The organism is Leucobacter alluvii (assembly GCF_039530485.1).
Classification (GTDB): Bacteria; Actinomycetota; Actinomycetes; order Actinomycetales; family Microbacteriaceae; genus Leucobacter; species Leucobacter alluvii.
On sequence record NZ_BAAAOP010000002.1, the window covers coordinates 1 to 16677 of the forward strand.

Annotated in this window: 14 protein-coding genes and 1 tRNA gene; 4 read left to right on the plus strand and 11 right to left on the minus strand. The window is 69.9% G+C overall.

The genetic code is table 11. The annotated features are described in order from the left end of the window. Window positions 1–429: 429 nt before the first annotated feature. A tRNA-Tyr gene (locus ABFX18_RS01550) sits at window positions 430–514 on the minus strand. A 116-nt stretch (window positions 515–630) separates the two neighbouring features. Here ABFX18_RS01550 and ABFX18_RS01555 point away from each other — a divergent pair. Beyond that, entirely contained in the window at window positions 631–1092 is a 462-nt protein-coding gene (locus ABFX18_RS01555) for a GNAT family N-acetyltransferase (protein ID WP_090147226.1), read from the plus strand. Window positions 1093–1096: 4 nt separating this feature from the next. Here the strand turns inward: ABFX18_RS01555 and ABFX18_RS01560 are convergent, their stop codons facing one another. The 5 genes from ABFX18_RS01560 to ABFX18_RS01580 all read right to left on the minus strand — a co-directional run bounded on the left by ABFX18_RS01560 (window position 1097) and on the right by ABFX18_RS01580 (window position 8664). Next, window positions 1097–4891 carry an aldehyde dehydrogenase family protein gene (locus ABFX18_RS01560; protein WP_346057154.1) on the minus strand — a complete coding sequence of 1265 codons (3795 nt, stop codon included), beginning with the start codon at window positions 4889–4891 and terminating at the stop codon, window positions 1097–1099. A 114-nt stretch (window positions 4892–5005) separates the two neighbouring features. Further along, complete coding sequence (locus ABFX18_RS01565) at window positions 5006–5797, minus strand: ABC transporter ATP-binding protein (RefSeq protein ID WP_346057155.1); 792 nt, start codon at window positions 5795–5797, stop codon at window positions 5006–5008. A gap of 4 nt (window positions 5798–5801) precedes the next feature. Then, complete coding sequence (locus ABFX18_RS01570; RefSeq protein ID WP_346057156.1) at window positions 5802–6857, minus strand: ABC transporter permease; 1056 nt, start codon at window positions 6855–6857, stop codon at window positions 5802–5804. A gap of 60 nt (window positions 6858–6917) precedes the next feature. Continuing rightward, the gene (locus tag ABFX18_RS01575; protein ID WP_346057157.1) at window positions 6918–7925 is read right to left on the minus strand and encodes an ABC transporter substrate-binding protein; all 1008 of its coding nucleotides are present in this window, start codon (window positions 7923–7925) and stop codon (window positions 6918–6920) included. A 169-nt stretch (window positions 7926–8094) separates the two neighbouring features. Further along, window positions 8095–8664, minus strand: a complete 570-nt coding sequence (locus ABFX18_RS01580; RefSeq protein WP_346057158.1) for a YbhB/YbcL family Raf kinase inhibitor-like protein — start codon at window positions 8662–8664, stop codon at window positions 8095–8097. Window positions 8665–8823: 159 nt separating this feature from the next. Between ABFX18_RS01580 and ABFX18_RS01585 the strand changes: the two genes are divergently transcribed. Together ABFX18_RS01585 and ABFX18_RS01590 are read left to right on the plus strand one after the other, a co-directional pair. Next, window positions 8824–9627 (plus strand): FadR/GntR family transcriptional regulator, encoded by an 804-nt coding sequence (locus ABFX18_RS01585; RefSeq protein ID WP_090147232.1) that lies wholly within the window; start codon window positions 8824–8826, stop codon window positions 9625–9627. Between the two features lie 8 nt (window positions 9628–9635). After that, window positions 9636–11201, plus strand: a complete 1566-nt coding sequence (locus tag ABFX18_RS01590) for a carboxylesterase/lipase family protein (RefSeq protein ID WP_346057159.1) — start codon at window positions 9636–9638, stop codon at window positions 11199–11201. A gap of 11 nt (window positions 11202–11212) precedes the next feature. On the opposite strand, the gene ABFX18_RS01595 is transcribed toward ABFX18_RS01590, so the two are convergent. Further along, entirely contained in the window at window positions 11213–12076 is an 864-nt protein-coding gene (locus ABFX18_RS01595) for a MerR family transcriptional regulator (RefSeq protein WP_346057160.1), read from the minus strand. A gap of 102 nt (window positions 12077–12178) precedes the next feature. Between ABFX18_RS01595 and ABFX18_RS01600 the strand changes: the two genes are divergently transcribed. Further along, window positions 12179–13114, plus strand: coding sequence for a tRNA uridine(34) hydroxylase (locus ABFX18_RS01600; protein WP_346057161.1), 936 nt, complete (start codon window positions 12179–12181; stop codon window positions 13112–13114). Window positions 13115–13191: 77 nt separating this feature from the next. On the opposite strand, the gene ABFX18_RS01605 is transcribed toward ABFX18_RS01600, so the two are convergent. From ABFX18_RS01605 to ABFX18_RS01620, 4 genes are read right to left on the minus strand one after another with little or no spacing between them, the layout of a single operon-like run. Continuing rightward, complete coding sequence (locus ABFX18_RS01605) at window positions 13192–13950, minus strand: ABC transporter ATP-binding protein (RefSeq protein WP_200330914.1); 759 nt, start codon at window positions 13948–13950, stop codon at window positions 13192–13194. Then, window positions 13947–14765, minus strand: coding sequence for an ATP-binding cassette domain-containing protein (locus tag ABFX18_RS01610; protein ID WP_346057162.1), 819 nt, complete (start codon window positions 14763–14765; stop codon window positions 13947–13949). Before ABFX18_RS01610 ends, ABFX18_RS01605 begins: the two co-directional genes overlap by 4 nt. Further along, on the minus strand, window positions 14762–15664 hold the full coding sequence (locus ABFX18_RS01615; RefSeq protein WP_200330910.1) for an ABC transporter permease: 903 nt from the start codon (window positions 15662–15664) through the stop codon (window positions 14762–14764). Before ABFX18_RS01615 ends, ABFX18_RS01610 begins: the two co-directional genes overlap by 4 nt. After that, window positions 15661–16623, minus strand: coding sequence for an ABC transporter permease (locus tag ABFX18_RS01620; protein WP_211649554.1), 963 nt, complete (start codon window positions 16621–16623; stop codon window positions 15661–15663). Before ABFX18_RS01620 ends, ABFX18_RS01615 begins: the two co-directional genes overlap by 4 nt. Window positions 16624–16677: the final 54 nt, after the last annotated feature.

Genomic DNA, 16677 nt, shown 5'->3' on the forward strand with positions numbered 1-16677 from the left:
TGAGTTCTCAAAGACCAGACACCACCCGTCACACCCAACCAAGGGAAGCTCCGAACAGCAACCTGTCATCTACCGCTGGGAGCAATACGCGCTCCAGCTGGACCGCCCTCGGGGCGTCCACCTTGCGGTGAGATCGAGTCTCTCACTTTACACGCCCGAGCCAGACTTTCGCAAGTCCTGCTCTCGGTGATCTCGAGAGAGCCGATGTCCGATTCGAATCTCGGCCGCTTTCGCGCCGTTTTCCGTTTCGCTGACAAGGGAATACATTACGGGGATCCTGGCTGCAGGGCAACTAGCGCCCACATCCCGGGCGTGTCTGCTGCGAGCGGCGCCGGATCTCGATGCCCCCGATCCCACGGCCACTCGCCCCGGGAAAAGCGAAAGGCCCCGACCTCATCGATTTCTCAATGAGGCCGGGGCCTTCAGTACTGGTGGCGGGTGAGGGATTCGAACCCCCGTAGGCGTTGCCAGCTGATTTACAGTCAGCCCCCTTTGGCCGCTCGGGTAACCCGCCATCGGTCACGCGAACGCAACCAGGAATCTACCCTAGCGGCTCCAGTGCGCGAACGGAAATCCTGGACGCACCGAGACGAGCCCGCACGCGCTGCGGACGCATGGGAGTATCGGTGCATGAGAGATCTTCCCGAGGAACTGACGCTGCAGGCCGCTCACGTCGCCGACATGTCCGCGACGACGTTCTACCGTGTCGCCGCACTTCGGCAGGAGGTCTTCGTGGTCGAGCAGGACTGCGTGTACCTCGATCTCGATGGACGCGATCTGGAGGGCGGCTCAGTTCAGATCTGGGCGGAAGAGGCCAGTGGGGCGATCGCGGCAACCGTGCGGATCCTCGTGGAAGAGCCCGGCGAGCGCGGCACCCGCAGCATCGGTCGTGTCGTCACCGCCCCGACGTGGCGGGGTCACGGTGTCGCCGCGGTGCTGCTCGAAGCGGCCATCGAACGGTGCGCCGGGCGACCGATCATGCTCCACGCGCAATCGCACCTGGTCGACTGGTACGCGCGCTTCGGTTTCATCAGCTGCGGCGCCGAGTATCTCGAGGACGGCATTCCGCACACTCCCATGCGCCTGAACTAACGCCTCACGGCTCGATCGCGTCATCGAGCCCCGGCACGGTCACCGCGAGCCCGTGCCGGTTCGCCCGCGCAGAGATTGCTTGCTCCCGAACCAGGGAGAGCAACTCGACCGGACCCGCCATCGTCACTGGCTCCGCCCAGATGGCGACGCGATCCTGCGGTCCGAGCCACTCCGCCGCCCGAACACGGTCACCGTCGATGAGGCGCACACGGAGGGCCCGGGTCCCGTCAGCGGCTACCGCCCCGGCCACCGCCAGTCGCTCGAGCCAGTCCTCATCGCGCTCGAGCGACAGCTCGATGTCGCGGTGCTCCAGGAAATCGGTGAGTTCGACGGGGAGCACCTCTCCGGTCGAGACCGTGATCGGTGCGCGGGCGAGCAGCGCGGCGGCGATGACGCGTGCGAGGGCGACGAGGGCTCCGCCTTCCGCGAGACGCACGTGCGTGGCGACGGGTCGGTGCCGGATGAGGTTCCGCTCGATCCCGAGCCCGATCGTGTCGCGATCGACGCCGAACGACGTGCGCCACGTGAAGGCGTCGGCGAGCGCGGCGCGCCTGAGCTCGTCGAACGCCTGATAGGGCAGCACGGGCTGCAGCGTCTCGATGAGCAACCGGATCTCGGGTTCGAGCCCGCGCAGATGCAGGGTCTCGCTCCGACTCCCCTCCCGAACGCGCCACGAGCCCAGGGCGATCAATCGGTTCGGCCCGCCGGCGAGGCCGGAGAGCCCCATGCCGGCATCGTTCCACCCTCCGCCCGGGTGCCGCTCCACGCGAACGTGCGTCGTCGCACGGTTGACAGACACTGCGGCCGCTTCGATGCCCTCCAGCCAGGCACCGATCTCGTCCCCGTCGTTGGAGTGGATCGCCGCCACGCCGCCGGTGCCCTCACGGTTCTGCAGCGCCAACGCCTCGGAGAGCGAATGCGCTGTGGTGATGCCGATCACGGGCACCGTCCGCGCGTCGTCCCAGAAGGTCGCATTCGCCGAGACCCCTGCCCGCACTCCCGGGCTCCACACCCGTCCCTCCGAATCGAGGGATTCGGGTTGCACGAGCCATTCCTCTCCGCGAGCGAGTTCGGAGAGCGCACGCCGCTCGGCCTCGTCGGCCGGGGCGTGCAGCGGGCCGACCCGGAGGCCCAAGACCGTGGCGTCGGACTCGCGCGCGCTGTCGCCGGCCCGGAGGGCTCGTACCGCATCGGCGAGCCCATCTCGGAAACGCCGCGATCGCGCCACGCTGCCGAGCAGGATCACGCCCCTGGCGGCGCGAAGACTGCCTCCCGAGCGGCCGAGCGCCGAGGCGACGACGTCGTCGATCGCTCGATCCAGGTCGGCGGACGGCGTGACGAGCACGAAGCCGCGCGACCGGAACTGCCCTTCGACCCGGAGGTCGGGCCGACGACGCGCGAGGTCGGTCGCGTCAGTACGGGATCCGACCACGACCGCGCGATCGACGCTTCGATGTGCCGCGAGCTCGGCAACGGTTCGGCCGACGACTGCGGCTTCGAGCCGCACCACACCGGGCGTCAGGCCACCGACCTCGCATTCTTCGATCACGGCCGACGCCGATGCCAGGAGGCGGTGCGGCACGAGCCAGAGCACCCCGCTTCCCGCTGCCAGCGCGGCGAAGACCGCTTCCGCCTGCACGGCGAGCGGGGTGGGCGCATCGGCGGTGACGAGCACGAGCCGCTCCGGGACGAACGTGGCGCCGCGCACCGCACCGAGCGCCTCGGCGAGCTGGCCGCTGTATCGGGCCGCATCCACCAGGTCGTCCACTTCGGCGTCGAGCTCGGCGATCGGGGCGCCCGTGTCGGCGGCCAGCAGCTGAATCAGTCGATCCCGTGCGGCGACCATCGCGAGTGCCGAGCGGCGCAGCCGTGACGCCCGCGTGCGGGTCGACTGGGCCGACCACGCTTCGGCTCGAGAACGCGCATCCTCCGCGACGAGTTCCGGATCGAGATCGGCTGCCGAGAGGGCAATCGTGGCGTTCGCGGCATCGTCGTCACCCGTCCGTGCACGGGCTTCCGCGAAGAGGTCTCGCGCCCACTCGCGATTCGCCGCCACGGTCGCGTCGGTGGCCGGCTCGTTCGCGAAACCGGATTCCGACACGGCGGGGATCGCGCGCGGCGGGGCGACGGCCTCGAGGGTGAACTCTCCCGTCGACCCCCTCGTCAGCCCCAGTACCGCAGCAGTGAGGCCACCGGTCTCGAATCGCGCCGGTTCGTCGGGGGCGCGGTAGAACAACGCACTGTCGCGCTCCGACGGATCCCATTCGCGCGCCCGGTTCTGGGTGCGGTGCGACGCCGGAGCCGGCTCCGCTGCCCGTGCGAGTGCGGTGCCGAACTCGGTGAACGCTTGCGACAGCGCCCGTTCGCGCGTCAGCTCAGCGGGTTCGCTCGCGATCTCTCCGGCGTCGTCCTCACCTCCCCCGGATTCGGGTTCCCGTGCGATGAGCGCCTCGAGTCTGGACAGTGCCGAGTCTGGATCGGCGGCTTCAGCTGCGATGCCGACGAGCAGATCGACGGCACCGCCGAATTCCTTCGGAGGGACGACGGGCACGACGACGCGCACATCGGGGAGGGTCTCGCGAAGCACCGATGCGAGCCCGGGGGCGACGCCGCTGCGCAACTGCACCGCGCTGAGTTCTCGCGATCCGAGCTCGTCAGCCAGGGCGACCGCGGCCGCGAGCACGAGCACGTCCTCTGTGGCGATCACGGGCCGCAGCACCGCCGCTCGTCCCGGGTGCAGCGCGAGTTCCGTCAGCCGCAGCAGCTGTGCGAGCACGTCCACGCGTTCTTCCAGCACCGGCACCGGGAGCCCCGATTCGATCGACGCGATGCGTTCGCCTCCGGCCACGCCGCCCACGCCGATGACGACTTCGGCCGGCGCCCCGCCCTCGGCGACGCGGCGCTGCGCCCAACGACTCAGACGGCCGTAGTACTCGCGCGACTCCGGCAGTTCGGCGAGCAACTGCACCCCGATGCGCGCCCGGTCGAGCGCGGGGTCGACGAGGGCACGAATCGCGATCTCGGGCAGCATGCGCGCCCACCGCACGTTTCGAGCGGACAGATGAATCGTGGTTCCGTGCTCAGCCGAGGCGCGCAGCACGGGTTCGAGTGCGGATGCGGCGCGCGCGACGTCGTCGTCGAACGTCCACTCCGTGCCGCCGGGGGCGATGCGCTCCGGTTCGACCACCAGATGCGCGACGGTTGGATGCGCTGCGAGCGCGGCGAGTCGCGCCACTTCCCCGGCAGCGCCGTCGGGCCCGTGCACGCCGTTGCCGAGCGGCCGCGTGACTGCCCGCAGTCCGGCGTCGGAGTACCTCCGATGCGCGTCGGCGAGCGCTGCTCCCGCGGCCGAGCTGAGCCAGGTCGCGGTTCCGGTTCCGCCCGCTGCGCCGGGCAGCCGAGCGGCGAGCACCAGCCCGGAGACGCGATCCCGGAGCCAGCGGCGAGCGACCGGCATGACTGCCCAGGGGAGCCCGAGAGATGTCGCTCCACCCGCCCGTACCGCGAACCGGTCACGCGCGGGCATGGAATCCGGTACTTCCTGCGACATGGCATGGAGTCCGACCGCCGAAGCGAACGCGTCTTCCGTTCCGGCGACGAGCTCGAGCAGCCTCCGTGTGAATTCGAAACTCTCGGGATCGCGGCGCAGCCCCTCGAGCAGGTGCCCGGATCCGCGGGGGTCCACCGTCTCATCCGGCGCCCGATCGCGCAGGGCTGAGATCCAAGCGTGCGCCAGCGCTTCGGATCGTTCGGACACGGCGTCCCACACCGACGCCGGGGCGATGGGTTCAGCTGCCATGACCCCACTGTATGAGTGGTCGCGCATGTTTGGCGGGAGCGCGCGCCGAAGCCGAGATGTCCCGGCTGTCTCGGCCGTCGGAGATCCCGCAGGAGACCCTGTCGGCGATGCGCCTCAGGCCAGCAGGGCGCGATCGTCGAGCTGCGCGCCCTTGATCTTCGCGAACTCCTCGAGCAGGCGCGGCACGGTGAGCTCGCGCTTCTGCTCCGCCGACGCCTCGAACACGATGTTGCCCTCGTGCATCATGATGAGGCGGTTGCCGAGTCGCAGCGCCTGCTCCATGTTGTGCGTCACCATCAGCGTCGTGAGCGCGCCCTGGGAGACGATTCGGTCGGTCAGCTCGGTGACGAGTGCCGCGCGCTGCGGGTCGAGTGCGGCGGTGTGCTCGTCGAGCAGCAGGATGCTGGGACGCGTGAATCCGGCCATGAGCAGCGACAACGCCTGCCGCTGGCCGCCGGAGAGCAGGCCGACCTTGGCGGTGAGCCGGTGCTCGAGTCCGAGTTCGAGCGCGGTGAGCTCTTCACGGAAGCGCTCGCGGAGCGTACGGCTGAGCGCGAGCCCGAGCCCGCGGCTCTTGCCCCGACGCTCGGCGAGCGCAAGGTTCTGCTCGATCGTCAGATCGGGAGCGGTGCCCGCCATGGGGTCCTGGAACACGCGGCCGATGAACTTGGCGCGCTGGTACTCCTTGAGCTTGTTGACGCGCTGGCCGTCGATCTCGATCCTGCCGGAGTCGACGCTGTAGCGACCCGAGATGGCGTTCAGCAATGTCGATTTGCCGGCGCCGTTGGAGCCGATGACGGTGACGAAGTCGCCTTCGTCGAGGCGCAGGCTGAGGCCGCCGAGTGCGCGGCGCTCGTTGACGGTGCCGGGGAAGAACGTCTTCTCGATGCGTTCAATGGTGAGCATGCGGCTACCTTCCGGCCTGGATGTCGGGTTCGGGCGTAGTGCCGGCCGCGGGCGACGCGGGATCAGCGCCGACGCGCGCGGTCGTGGCGCCGGCGGGCGCAGCACCGCTCGGCGAGGCGTCGGCGGAGGCCGGGGCGGTGACTTCCTCGAGCACCACGCGGCCGTCCTTGCGTCGCAGCATCGGGATCTTGCGCAGGAACCCCCACCGCGGCAGCAGGAGCGCCGCGATCACGAGGAGCGCGGTGATGAGCTTCATGTCGTTCGGATCGAGACCGGCGCGCAGAGCGAAGAAGATGATGAGGCGGTAGATGACCGCGCCGAGCACGACCGCGAGGCTCGCGAGCCAGATGAAGCGCTGGCCGAAGATGGCCTGGCCGAGGATGACGGATGCGAGCCCGACGAGAATCAGGCCGACGCCCATGCTGATGTCGGCGAAGCCCTGATACTGCGCGACGAGCGCCCCGCAAAGCCCCACGGATCCGTTCGAGATGGCGAGGGTGAGAATCGTCGTGCGATCGGTGTTCACGCCGAAGCTGCGGATCATCGGCCCGTTGTCTCCGGTCGCCTGAATGGCGAGCCCGAGGTTGGTCGAGAGGAACCAGTCGACCACGACCTTCAGCACGAGCACGGCGAGGAGAATGATGGCGACGCCGCCCCAGGTGCCGAGGAGCTCTCCTTCGCGCAGCGGGGTGAAGACCGTGTCGGCCCGCAGCAGCGGGAGGTTGGCGGCGACCGCGGTGCCCTCCTTCGCGGTGCCCATGATTCGCAGGTTGATCGACCAGAGGGCGATCATCGTCAGGATTCCGGAGAGGAGGCCGTCGATGCGGCCCTTCGTGTGCAGCAGGCCGGTGATGATGCCCGCGATGATCCCCGCCCCGCCACCGGCGAGGGTGGCGAGGACGGGGTTGTGACCGTTCGTGATCAGCGCGGCCGCGACAGCAGCGCCGGTGGTGAAGCTGCCGTCGACCGTGAGGTCCGGGAAGTTGAGCACTCGGAACGTCAGGTAGACGCCCAGTGCCATCACCCCGTAGATGAGGCCGAGTTCGAGCGCGCCGATCATGCGATGGTCATCCTGTTCGTGTCGTGTGCTGGAGAAACCGTGCGGGCCGGGGGCCCGGGGTTACTCGACGGTTTCCGCCTGGTCGAGGATATCCTTCGGGATCTCGACGCCCATGCGCTCTGCGGCGCCCGGGTTCACCACGTACGTGAAGCTCTTGGAGACCTCGACTGCCATCTCTGCAGGGTCGGCTCCGTCTTCCAGGATCTTGATGGCCATCTCACCGGTCTGATGCCCCAGATCCGTGTAGTCGATGCCGAGCGTCGCGACCGCGCCGCCCTCGACGGTGCCGGCCTCGGCCCCGATGACGGGGATCTGCTTCTCCTCCGCGACCTGCACGAGCGAGGCGATGCCCGAGACGACGAGGTTGTCGGTCGGCACGTAGATCGCGTCGACGGCTCCGAGCGCTTCGGTCGCCTGAGCGATGTCGTTGGCAGTGGTCACGGTCTTCGTGACGATCTCGAGGTCGAGGTCGCTCGCGGCCTCCTCGGCCGCCGAGACCTGCACCTCGGAGTTCACCTCGCCCGATGCGTAGACGATGCCGACCTTCTTCGCGTCGGGAACGATCTCCTGCAGCATTTTCAGCTGCTCGTCGAGCGGGGCCAGGTCGCTGGTTCCGGTCACGTTGCCACCGGGGGTCTCGTTGGAGTCGACGAGCTCTGCTGACACCGCGTCGGTCACCGCGGTGAAGAGGATCGGCTTGTCGGTGATCGCCTGAGCGGCCGCCTGCGCTGCCGGTGTCGCCACTGCCAGCACGAGATCGTTGTCGGAGGTCGCGAAGCCCTGCGCGATGGTGACGGCCGTGGCCTGCTCTGCGTTCGCGTTCTGCTCGTCGAAGTTCACCGTCTCGCCATCGACGTATCCCGCGTCGATGAACGCCTGCTTGAAGCCCTCGGTCGCGGAGTCGAGTGCCGGGTGCTGCACGAACTGGCTGATGCCGATGTTGAAGGTCTCCGCTGATCCTCCCTCGCCTGACGAGTCGGGTGAGGAGCAGGCGCTGAGGGTGAGTGCTGCCGCTGCGGTGACGCCGGCGATGGTGAGGGCGCGGCGGCGGAACGAGGTCTGTCGCATGGGTATCGAATCCTTTGTGGGGGACGTCGCCGGGTCAGTGCTTCGGCGAACTGAGCGAGTCGGCGAGAACTTACGCCGATTCAAGCATCGTAGACCGCGATCCCCCCGCGGGAGCAACTCGGGGCCCTCTTCGTGACCGAGGCGTTGTAATTCCTGACCGATCGATCGGTCAGTCGGCCTGGCCGAACTCTCCGGTCGCGACGATGACTGCCCTGGCCAGTACGGCATCGCGCATCATGAACCCCATGACCGCCGGCGTGAGATCCGGGTCGATGTCGAGGTGCTCGACGCCGAGCGCGTGCACGACGAACCAGTAGTGATGCACGCCGGTGCCCTCCGGCGGCGCAGCACCGGTGAACGCGCGCTCGCGCCGTTCATTCGGCATCGTCGTCGCAGCGGCCGGCAGCAGCGCGCCGCCCGGCGTGCCTGCGAGAGCGCCGGCACCGGCCGGGAGCTCGAGCGTACTCGCCGGCAGGTTCGCAACGGCCCAGTGCCAGAACCCCGACCCCGTCGGCGCGTCCGGGTCGAAGCAGGTGACGGCGAAGCTCTTCGTGCCCGCCGGGAAGTCGGCCCAGCTCAACTGCGGCGAGCGATTGGATCCCCCTGCCGCCTCGGCGTACTGCTCGGCAGGCAGTGGCTCGCCGTCTTGAATGTCGGCACTCCGCAACGTGAAGCCGGGTACCTGCCGCATGCGCGCATACGGGTCGATGTCGCCGCGGCTCGGATTCTTGTTCGTCATGGCACCCCCCTGATGTTCTGACCTCCAGACTACGGTCAGCGGCTGGCCGCTCCAATGGCCTCCGCGAACCGATCTTTCGCGCCCCGACGCCCTCGAAGACGCTCGATATACTGAGTTCTCGGCATCGGCGCACACGGCGCCCGACGAATCGGAGTGATCATGGCAGCGACCACAGGGTCAGATCGAGCACGCGCGACGCTCGCCTACCTGCGTCGCAAGATCACCACCGGCGAATGGCCGGTCGGCGGGCGCATTCCCATCGAGCCCGAGCTCGCGGAGCAGACCGGCGTCGGTCGGTCGACCGTGCGCGAAGCCGTGCGGTCGCTCGCGAGCATCGGGATGCTCGAGACGCTGCCCGGTCGCGGCACGTTCGTGCGCTCGGCCGCGCCGACGAGCACCCTCCTCAACGAGTTCCTCACCGACTTCACCCTCGAAGAGATCCTCAGCTATCGCCGGGCCCTCGAGATCGAAGCCGCGCAGCAGGCCGCCCTGCACCGCACCGATGAAGACATCGCGGCGCTCGAACGAGCCGCGATCGAAGAGGTCGGATGCACCCGCTGCCCCGTGCTCGGGTTCGCGGGCGACGTCGACACGGCCTTCGACAGCCGCTTCCACCGTCTCGTGTTCGACGCCGCGAAGAACCGTCTGCTCGCCGCGCTCTACGCCGGAATCAACGATCGCCTGCGCACTCCGGAGCACCGCGGTCGTCTCGCGAACGTCGCGACCGGCGCGGAGATGGAGCGCGACCACGCCCGCGTGCTCGACGCGATTCGACGCCAGGACTTCATCGACGCCGTCCATGCGATGGTGAACCACGTCGACCACGATGTCGTGATCGTGAACGATCAGCACGAGGTCATCCCTCCGCTCGCCCGCACGCCAGAGCAGCAGCAGCGCATCAATGAAGCGCAGATGGCGCAGGATCACGTGCTCGCGCGGGCGGAAGCCCAGTCGCGACTCTGACTCGTCCGGTGAAGACCGTCAGCGATCGCGCGTCGCGCCCCGTCGTGCGGACAGCCGCCGGAGCGGTTCGGGGGACCTGGGAGCCGTGCAGTCCGGGCGCGGCAGAGGGGTCGAGCGCCGCGGTATTCCGAGGCATCCCGTACGCGGCTGCGCCCGTGGGCGCCCTGCGATTCGCACCTCCGCAGCCGTGCGAGGCGTGGGACGGGATCCGGGACGCATCGGCGTTCGGGCCCACCCCGCAGCGCGGCGATACGGGTATCACGCTGATCCCCGAGCACTCGATTCCGGGCGACGACACACTGAACGTGAACGTGTGGACACCTGCGCCGGAGGCATCGGCGAAACTGCCCGTGATCGTCTGGATCCACGGCGGCGGCTTCATCTCAGGCTCTCCGGCGAGCCCGTGGTACGACGGCCGCGCGTTCGCCCGCGACGGAGTGGTGCTCGTGACGATCTCGTACCGGTTGGGCTTCATCGGGTTCGGCGCCGTCGACGGCGCTCCGGCCAACCGCGGGGTACTCGATTGGGTGCGCGCGCTGGAATGGGTGCAGCAGAACGTCGCAGGGTTCGGGGGTGATCCGGATCGCGTCACCATCGCGGGGCAATCCGCCGGAGGCGGCGCGGTGCTCACGTTGCTCGGCGTTCCAGCGACTGAGGGGCTCTTCGCCGCTGGCTACGCCATGTCGGCGGCCGTCGCAGCGCCGTCGCTCGACGCCGCTGCGGCTCGCACCCGGCACCTGGCCCGTCTGGGCGGAGTGACTCCCGATCTCGCCGGTCTCGGGTCGCTGCCCGAGGCGAGAATCATCGAGTTGCAGCGCCGGATCACGGCGCCTGCCGCGCCCCGCATCCTTCGCGACGTGCACGGCATGCTCCGGGACGGGCTCATGATCGGCCCGCTCCCGGACGGTGACGTGGTGCCGCTCGACGCGTTGCAGGGCACAGCGCACGGGCCCAGCGCGCACGTGCCCCTGGCGCTGAGCACCGCAGACGACGAGCTCATGGGAATGTTCACACCGCGCCCCATCCTCGACCGTGCGCCGCGCCGCGCCGTGCTGCGCGCCCTCGGAGCGTCCGCGGCGGTTGCGGATCGCTGGCTCGAGACGCCGGAGGTCCAGGCGACCGCGAGCAGCGTCGCGCTCGTCGGGCGGTACGCCACGGACGCCGTGTTCCGCTCATGGGTGCCCCGTGTCGCCCGTGCCCGCGGAGCGTCTGCAGTTGCGGGCACCACCTGGACGTCTCGCTACTCCTGGCACGCACCCGATACCGAGGCCGGCGCACCGCACTTCGCGGGGCACTGCAGTGATGTGCCGTTCGTCTTCGACCGCCTCGATGCCGTGGGCGTCGAGCGCGTCGCGGGCACCGCCCCTCCGCAAGCTCTCGCGGACGCCGTGCACGGCGCCCTGGTGCGCTTCGCGCGCGACGGGGACCCGGGGTGGGAAGCCGACCGCGACGGAACCGGCCCCGCACGGATCTTCGATGTTCCGGTGCGTGAGCAGCGCGATGCGTACGCGTCAGCCGTGGCCCTGCTCGAAGCGAGTCACTCGCGCGACGCGAGCGCGCACCCCTCGCGCTGACGCGCGCGAGATCACCGCGCGCCGCTCGCGCCCTCTGCGCGATCGTGGGCGATGTATTGCACCAGCGCGTCCCGCACGAACCCCGCCCCTGTCGCTCCGCCGTAGTTCGCGGCGAAGCGCTCGTCCGTGACGTACAACTCGCCGAGCCCGCGCACGTATCCGGCGAGATCACCCGCGGGGTCGGCGGCGGGGGTCCCAGGTATCCCCCGCAACCAGGCCACGTGCTGGGCGGCGAGTTCCTGCCCCTCGGTTCCCGCCGGGTCGAGCTCGCGTTCGGCGGCCATGCGCCACGCTGCGGCGAGGTCGGCGCTGCGGCGCTGCCACGCCTCGCGCGCACCGCTGCCGAGCCCCTGCCACCAATGGTCGCCCTCCGCGTACGCGCGGTCTCCCCAGCGCCGCTCCACCTCCTCACGGTGCTGTGCGTGGTCGAATCCGTCGAAGATGTTCTCAGTCATCAGTGCTCCTGCTGGTGCGGTGTCGGTCATGCCCGGGAGGGCGGCGATGGTGCGCTCCACGGCGCGGATCTGGCGGGTGATGCGCTCTCGCTCGCGGTGGAGGATCGCGAGGTGCGACCGCAGGATCTCGGTCTCGGCGGTCTGCGCCGTGCGATCCGACAGCGCACTGCGGCTGCTGGCATCCTGCGACGCGAGCACCCGGGCGATGGCGTCGAGGCCCAGACCGAGATCGCGCAGCAGCAGGATGCGCTGCAGGCGGAGCAGCGCCCGGTCGTCGTAGTAGCGATACCCGTTCGAGCCGATGCACGTGGGCGGCAGCAGACCGATGCGGTCGTAGTGCCGCAGCGTGCGCGAGGTCGTGCTCGCCGCGCGAGCCACCGCCTGCACACTGTGCAACGCACGCGTATTCGTGGTCGTCATGGTGTTCTCCGTTCCAGATGTCACGCTACGCGTTGACGCTGCGTCAATGTCAAGCGTTGGGCTGGTGCGGTTCGCTGCGCGCCTCCCGCGTACCATTGACGGGTGAGCGAGCCCAAGATCCTGCTGTACTACGTCTTCGCCCCCGTGGCCGATCCCGAGGCCGTGCGCTTGTGGCAGCGGCAGCTCTGCGAATCGTTGGGCCTGCGAGGACGCATCATCATCTCGCACCACGGCATCAACGGCACGGTCGGCGGCGAGCTCGACGCCTGCAAGCAGTATGTGCGGCGCACTCGCGAGTACGCCCCGTTCGCCGGGCTCGAGCCGAAGTGGAGCATGGGAACGGCACTGGTCGATGCCCCGGATGAGCGACTGCACGGCACCGAGCGCGGGCCGCGATGGCGGCGCATCAGCGACTTCCCGAAGCTCAGCGTGAAGGTGCGCGACGAGCTCGTGGCATTCGGAATCCCCGACGAAACCCGCGTCGACGACGACGGCGTCGTCGGCGGCGGCGTGCATCTCTCCCCGCATGAGGTGAACGAACTCGTGGCCGAGCGCGGTGACGATGTGGTGTTCTTCGACGGGCGCAACGCGTGGGAGGCGGAGATCGGTCGGTTCCGGGGCGCGGTGGTCCCCGATACGCGCACGACGCACGATTTCATCGCGCAGATCGACGCCGGTGACTTCGACGCGCTCAAGAACCGGCCCGTCGTCACCTACTGCACCGGCGGCATCCGCTGCGAGATCCTCTCTGCCGCGATGCGGGATCGCGGCTTCGACGAGGTGTACCAGGTCGACGGCGGCATCGTGAAATACGGCGAGGCCTTCGGCAACGACGGACTGTGGGAAGGATCGCTTGCCGTATTCGACGGCCGCGAAGCGCTCGACTTCGCGCCCGGCGCAGCTGTCGTCGGCAGGTGCCGTGTGTGCGACGCCCCCTCGAACACCGTGGCGAATTGCGCCGACCCTGCGTGCAAGCACCGCTTCGTGGTGTGCGACGAGCACGCCGGGGCCCCCTGCGAGGAGCACGCAGCGGTGTGAGGGAGCGCCCCGCCCCCTCCCCCACCTGCGAGCGAGTGAGTGGCGGACGGGCGCGACGGACGGGCGCGTCTGACGGGTCAGTCCGTCGGAAGGCGCGGGATCGCCGAGATCAGGCGCTGCGTGTACGCCTCTCGCGGCCTCGCCAGCAGATCACCGGTGGCGCCCGTCTCGACCACGCGGCCGCCTTCGAGCACCGCGGTGCGCTCGCAGGTCGCCGCAACGGCGCCGAGGTCGTGGGAGACCATGACGAGCGCGAGCCCGTGTTCGGCGCGCAGCTCGTTGATGAGCTCGATCACCTGCGTGCGGGTGCTGACGTCGAGCGCGCTGACGGGCTCGTCGGCGACGAGCACGCGCGGCCGAACGACGGTCGCGCGAGCGATCGCGATGCGTTGACGCTGGCCCCCCGAGAACTCGTGCGGGTAGCGGGAAGCGGCGTCTGCTGGCAGCCCGACGGATGCGAGCGCGGCGCGCACGCGTGCGCCCGCTTCCGCCCCCCGGGCGAGGCCGAGGGATTCGAGCGGTTCTGCGATGATGCGATCGACCCGCTGCCGTGGATCGAGCGACGAGTACGGATCCTGGAAGACGGCTTGGACGCCGCTGCGGAACCGGCGCATGAGCGTGCGATCCCGCAGGCGCAGCGGAGCGCCGTCGAAGCGGATCTCGCCGCGCGCTGGTGCCGCGAGCCCGAGCAGGAGTGAGAGCAGCGTTGACTTGCCCGCCCCCGACTCTCCGACGATGCCGACGGAGTCACCCGCAGCCACTGCGAGGTCGACGCCGGTCAGAATTCGCCGGGCGCCGTACGAGAAGTCGACGCCGCTCGCTTCGAGTACCGTCATCGCCTGCCCTCCACATCGGTCGGGCCAGAACCGTCGAGCGCCGCGTCGAGGACGCGCGCGTGCGCGACGAGCTGGGCCGTATAGGGGTGCTGCGGCGCGCGCAGGATCTGACGCACCGCGCCTTCCTCGACGACCGCGCCCCGCTGCAGCACGAGCACACGGTCGGTCATGCGCGATACGACGGCCAGGTCGTGGCTCACGAACAGCAGCCCCATGTCGCGCTCGGCCACCAGCCGGTCGAGCAGATCGAGCACCTCGGACTGCACGGTCACGTCGAGCGCGGTGGTCGGCTCGTCGGCGATGAGCAGTCGGGGGCGCGCAGCCAGCGCGATGGCGATCGCGACCCGCTGCCGTTGACCGCCGGAGAGTTCGTGGGGGAACGCACGAGCGAACCGCTGCTCGCCGAGCCGCACCTCGTCGAGCGCCTCGGCGACCGCACGGTCGAGTGCGCTGCCCCGAAGCCCGAGGTGGCGCCGGATCGGCTCCGCGATCTGCCTGCCGACGCGCATGAGCGGGTCGAGCGCCGTGAGCGGCTCTTGGAACACGACGCCGGCGGCCGGCCCTCGGAGCGGACGCACGCTCTGCTCGTCGGCGCCCACCGTCTCGACTCCGGCGAGCCGCACCGATCCCGTTGCGCGGAGGCCGTCGGGGAGCAGCGCGGTGATCGCGAGCGAGGTCAACGACTTGCCGGATCCTGACTCCCCGATGAGCCCGAGACGCTCACCGGCGGCGACCTCGAAATCGATTCCATCGACGAGCGCGGCGTCTCGTGAGCGCACGCGCAGTGCGCTCACGCGCAGCAGTGCTTCGGTCATGCGCTCCTCCCGCGTCGAGTCGGGTCGGCCGCATCGCGCAGACCATCGGCGACGAAGTTCACGCCGAGCACCAGCACGACGAGTGCGACGCCAGGGGCGATGGCGCCGATCGGAGCCGTGAGCACGGTGCCCTGCGCTTCCTGGAGCAAGCGCCCCCACGAGGCGTTGGGAGGCGGGGCCCCCAGGCCGAGGTACGAGAGACTCGCCTCCGCGAGTACCGCGGCGCCGAACTGCAGCGCCAGGGTGACCGCCAGCGTGGGAGCCATGTTCGGCAGCAGGTGACGGCGAATGATGCCGAGGGTGCGCGTACCGCTCGTGCGCGCAGCGATCACGTACTGCGATCCGACCGCGCGCTTGGCGAGGATCCGCGACACCCGCGCCACGATCGCCGACATGGCGAGCCCGATGGCGAGGATCGCCGACCCGAGCGACGGCGGCTGCAGCGCCACGATGAGCATCGCCGTGAGCAGCACGGGAAACGCGATCGCCACGTCGATGAAGGCCGAGATCGCATCGTCGAGCCAGGGCGCGGCGAGCGCGGCGAGCAGGCCGATGGCGACCCCGAGCACGGCGGCGATCAGCACGGATCCGGCCCCCACCAGGAGCGCGATGCGCGCGCCGACCATGAGTTGGCTGAGCAGGTCGCGCCCGAGCTTGTCGGTGCCGAGCAGGTGCTCGCCGCTCGGGCCGGAGAGCCGCCCGCCCGAAGTGTCGTCGAGCGGATACGGCAGCCAGACGAGGGAGACCAGCGCCATCAGCACCACGATGCCGACGAGCACGAGTCCGGCCGTGAGCGTCGCACTGCGCCGAACGCTCCGGCCCCCGCGCCGACGAGTCGGAGCCGTCTCGGAACCCGGATCCGCGGATCCGGGTGCGACCGTGCCGCTGAGCTCGCTCATGCCCCCACCCCTACCGTTCGCCTCAACCGAGGATCGACGATGCGCTGCGCGACATCGGCGACGAAGCCGACCAGCAGCACCAGCAGCGTGGTCACCACGAGCACACCCTGAATCGCGGAGAAGTCATGGCGCGAGATGCCGTCGACGAGGTAGCTCCCCAGGCCGGGAAGCGCGAAGACGCTCTCCACGACCACGGCGCCGAGCAGCGTCGACGCCAGTTCGATCCCGAGCACCGAGATGACCGGCACGGAGCCGTTGCGCAGCCCGTGACGCCAGAGCGCCTCGCCGAATCCAGATCCGTGCGCGCGGGCCGTGCGCAGATAGTCGCTGCCGAGCACATCGAGCGTCGCCGAGCGCACGTAACGAGTGAGCGATGCACCCATGACGCAGGCGATCGCGATCGCGGGGAGCGCGAGCGACGAGACCGCGCCCGCCGGGTCGTTCCAGTCGTCGATCGGGAAGCCGCCGGTCGGGAACCATCCGAGCAGCAGGCCGAACACCCACACGAGGATGATGCCGACCCAGAACACGGGCACCGCGATCCCGAGCTGCGCCACCCCGGAGAGCACCACGCCGTACCAGCGATCCGCGCGCACGGCGGCGGTGACGCCGGCGAGCAGCGAGCCGACGACCGCCAGTGCGAAGGCGAACACCGTGAGCGGGAGGGTGACGGCCAGGCGCGCGGAGATCTCATCGCCGACCGAAGCGCCCGTGATGAGCGATTCGCCGAGGTCGAGCCGAAGCATCTGCGCGACCCACGCACCGAACTGCACCAGAATCGGCTGATCCGACCCCACCTGCGCGCGCGCTGCGGCGATCTGCTCCGGCGTCGCGTTCACCGAGAGCAGCGCATTCGCCGGGTCACCGGGAAGCAGCCGGAGCAGCACGAAGATGAGCACCATCGCGATGGCGAACGAGGCGATGAGCAGCAGGCCGCGCCGGATCACATATCCGGTCATCGGCCCTCCCCTTGCAGTGTCTGTAACGGCGGTGCGCGGCGTGCCGCGTCGATC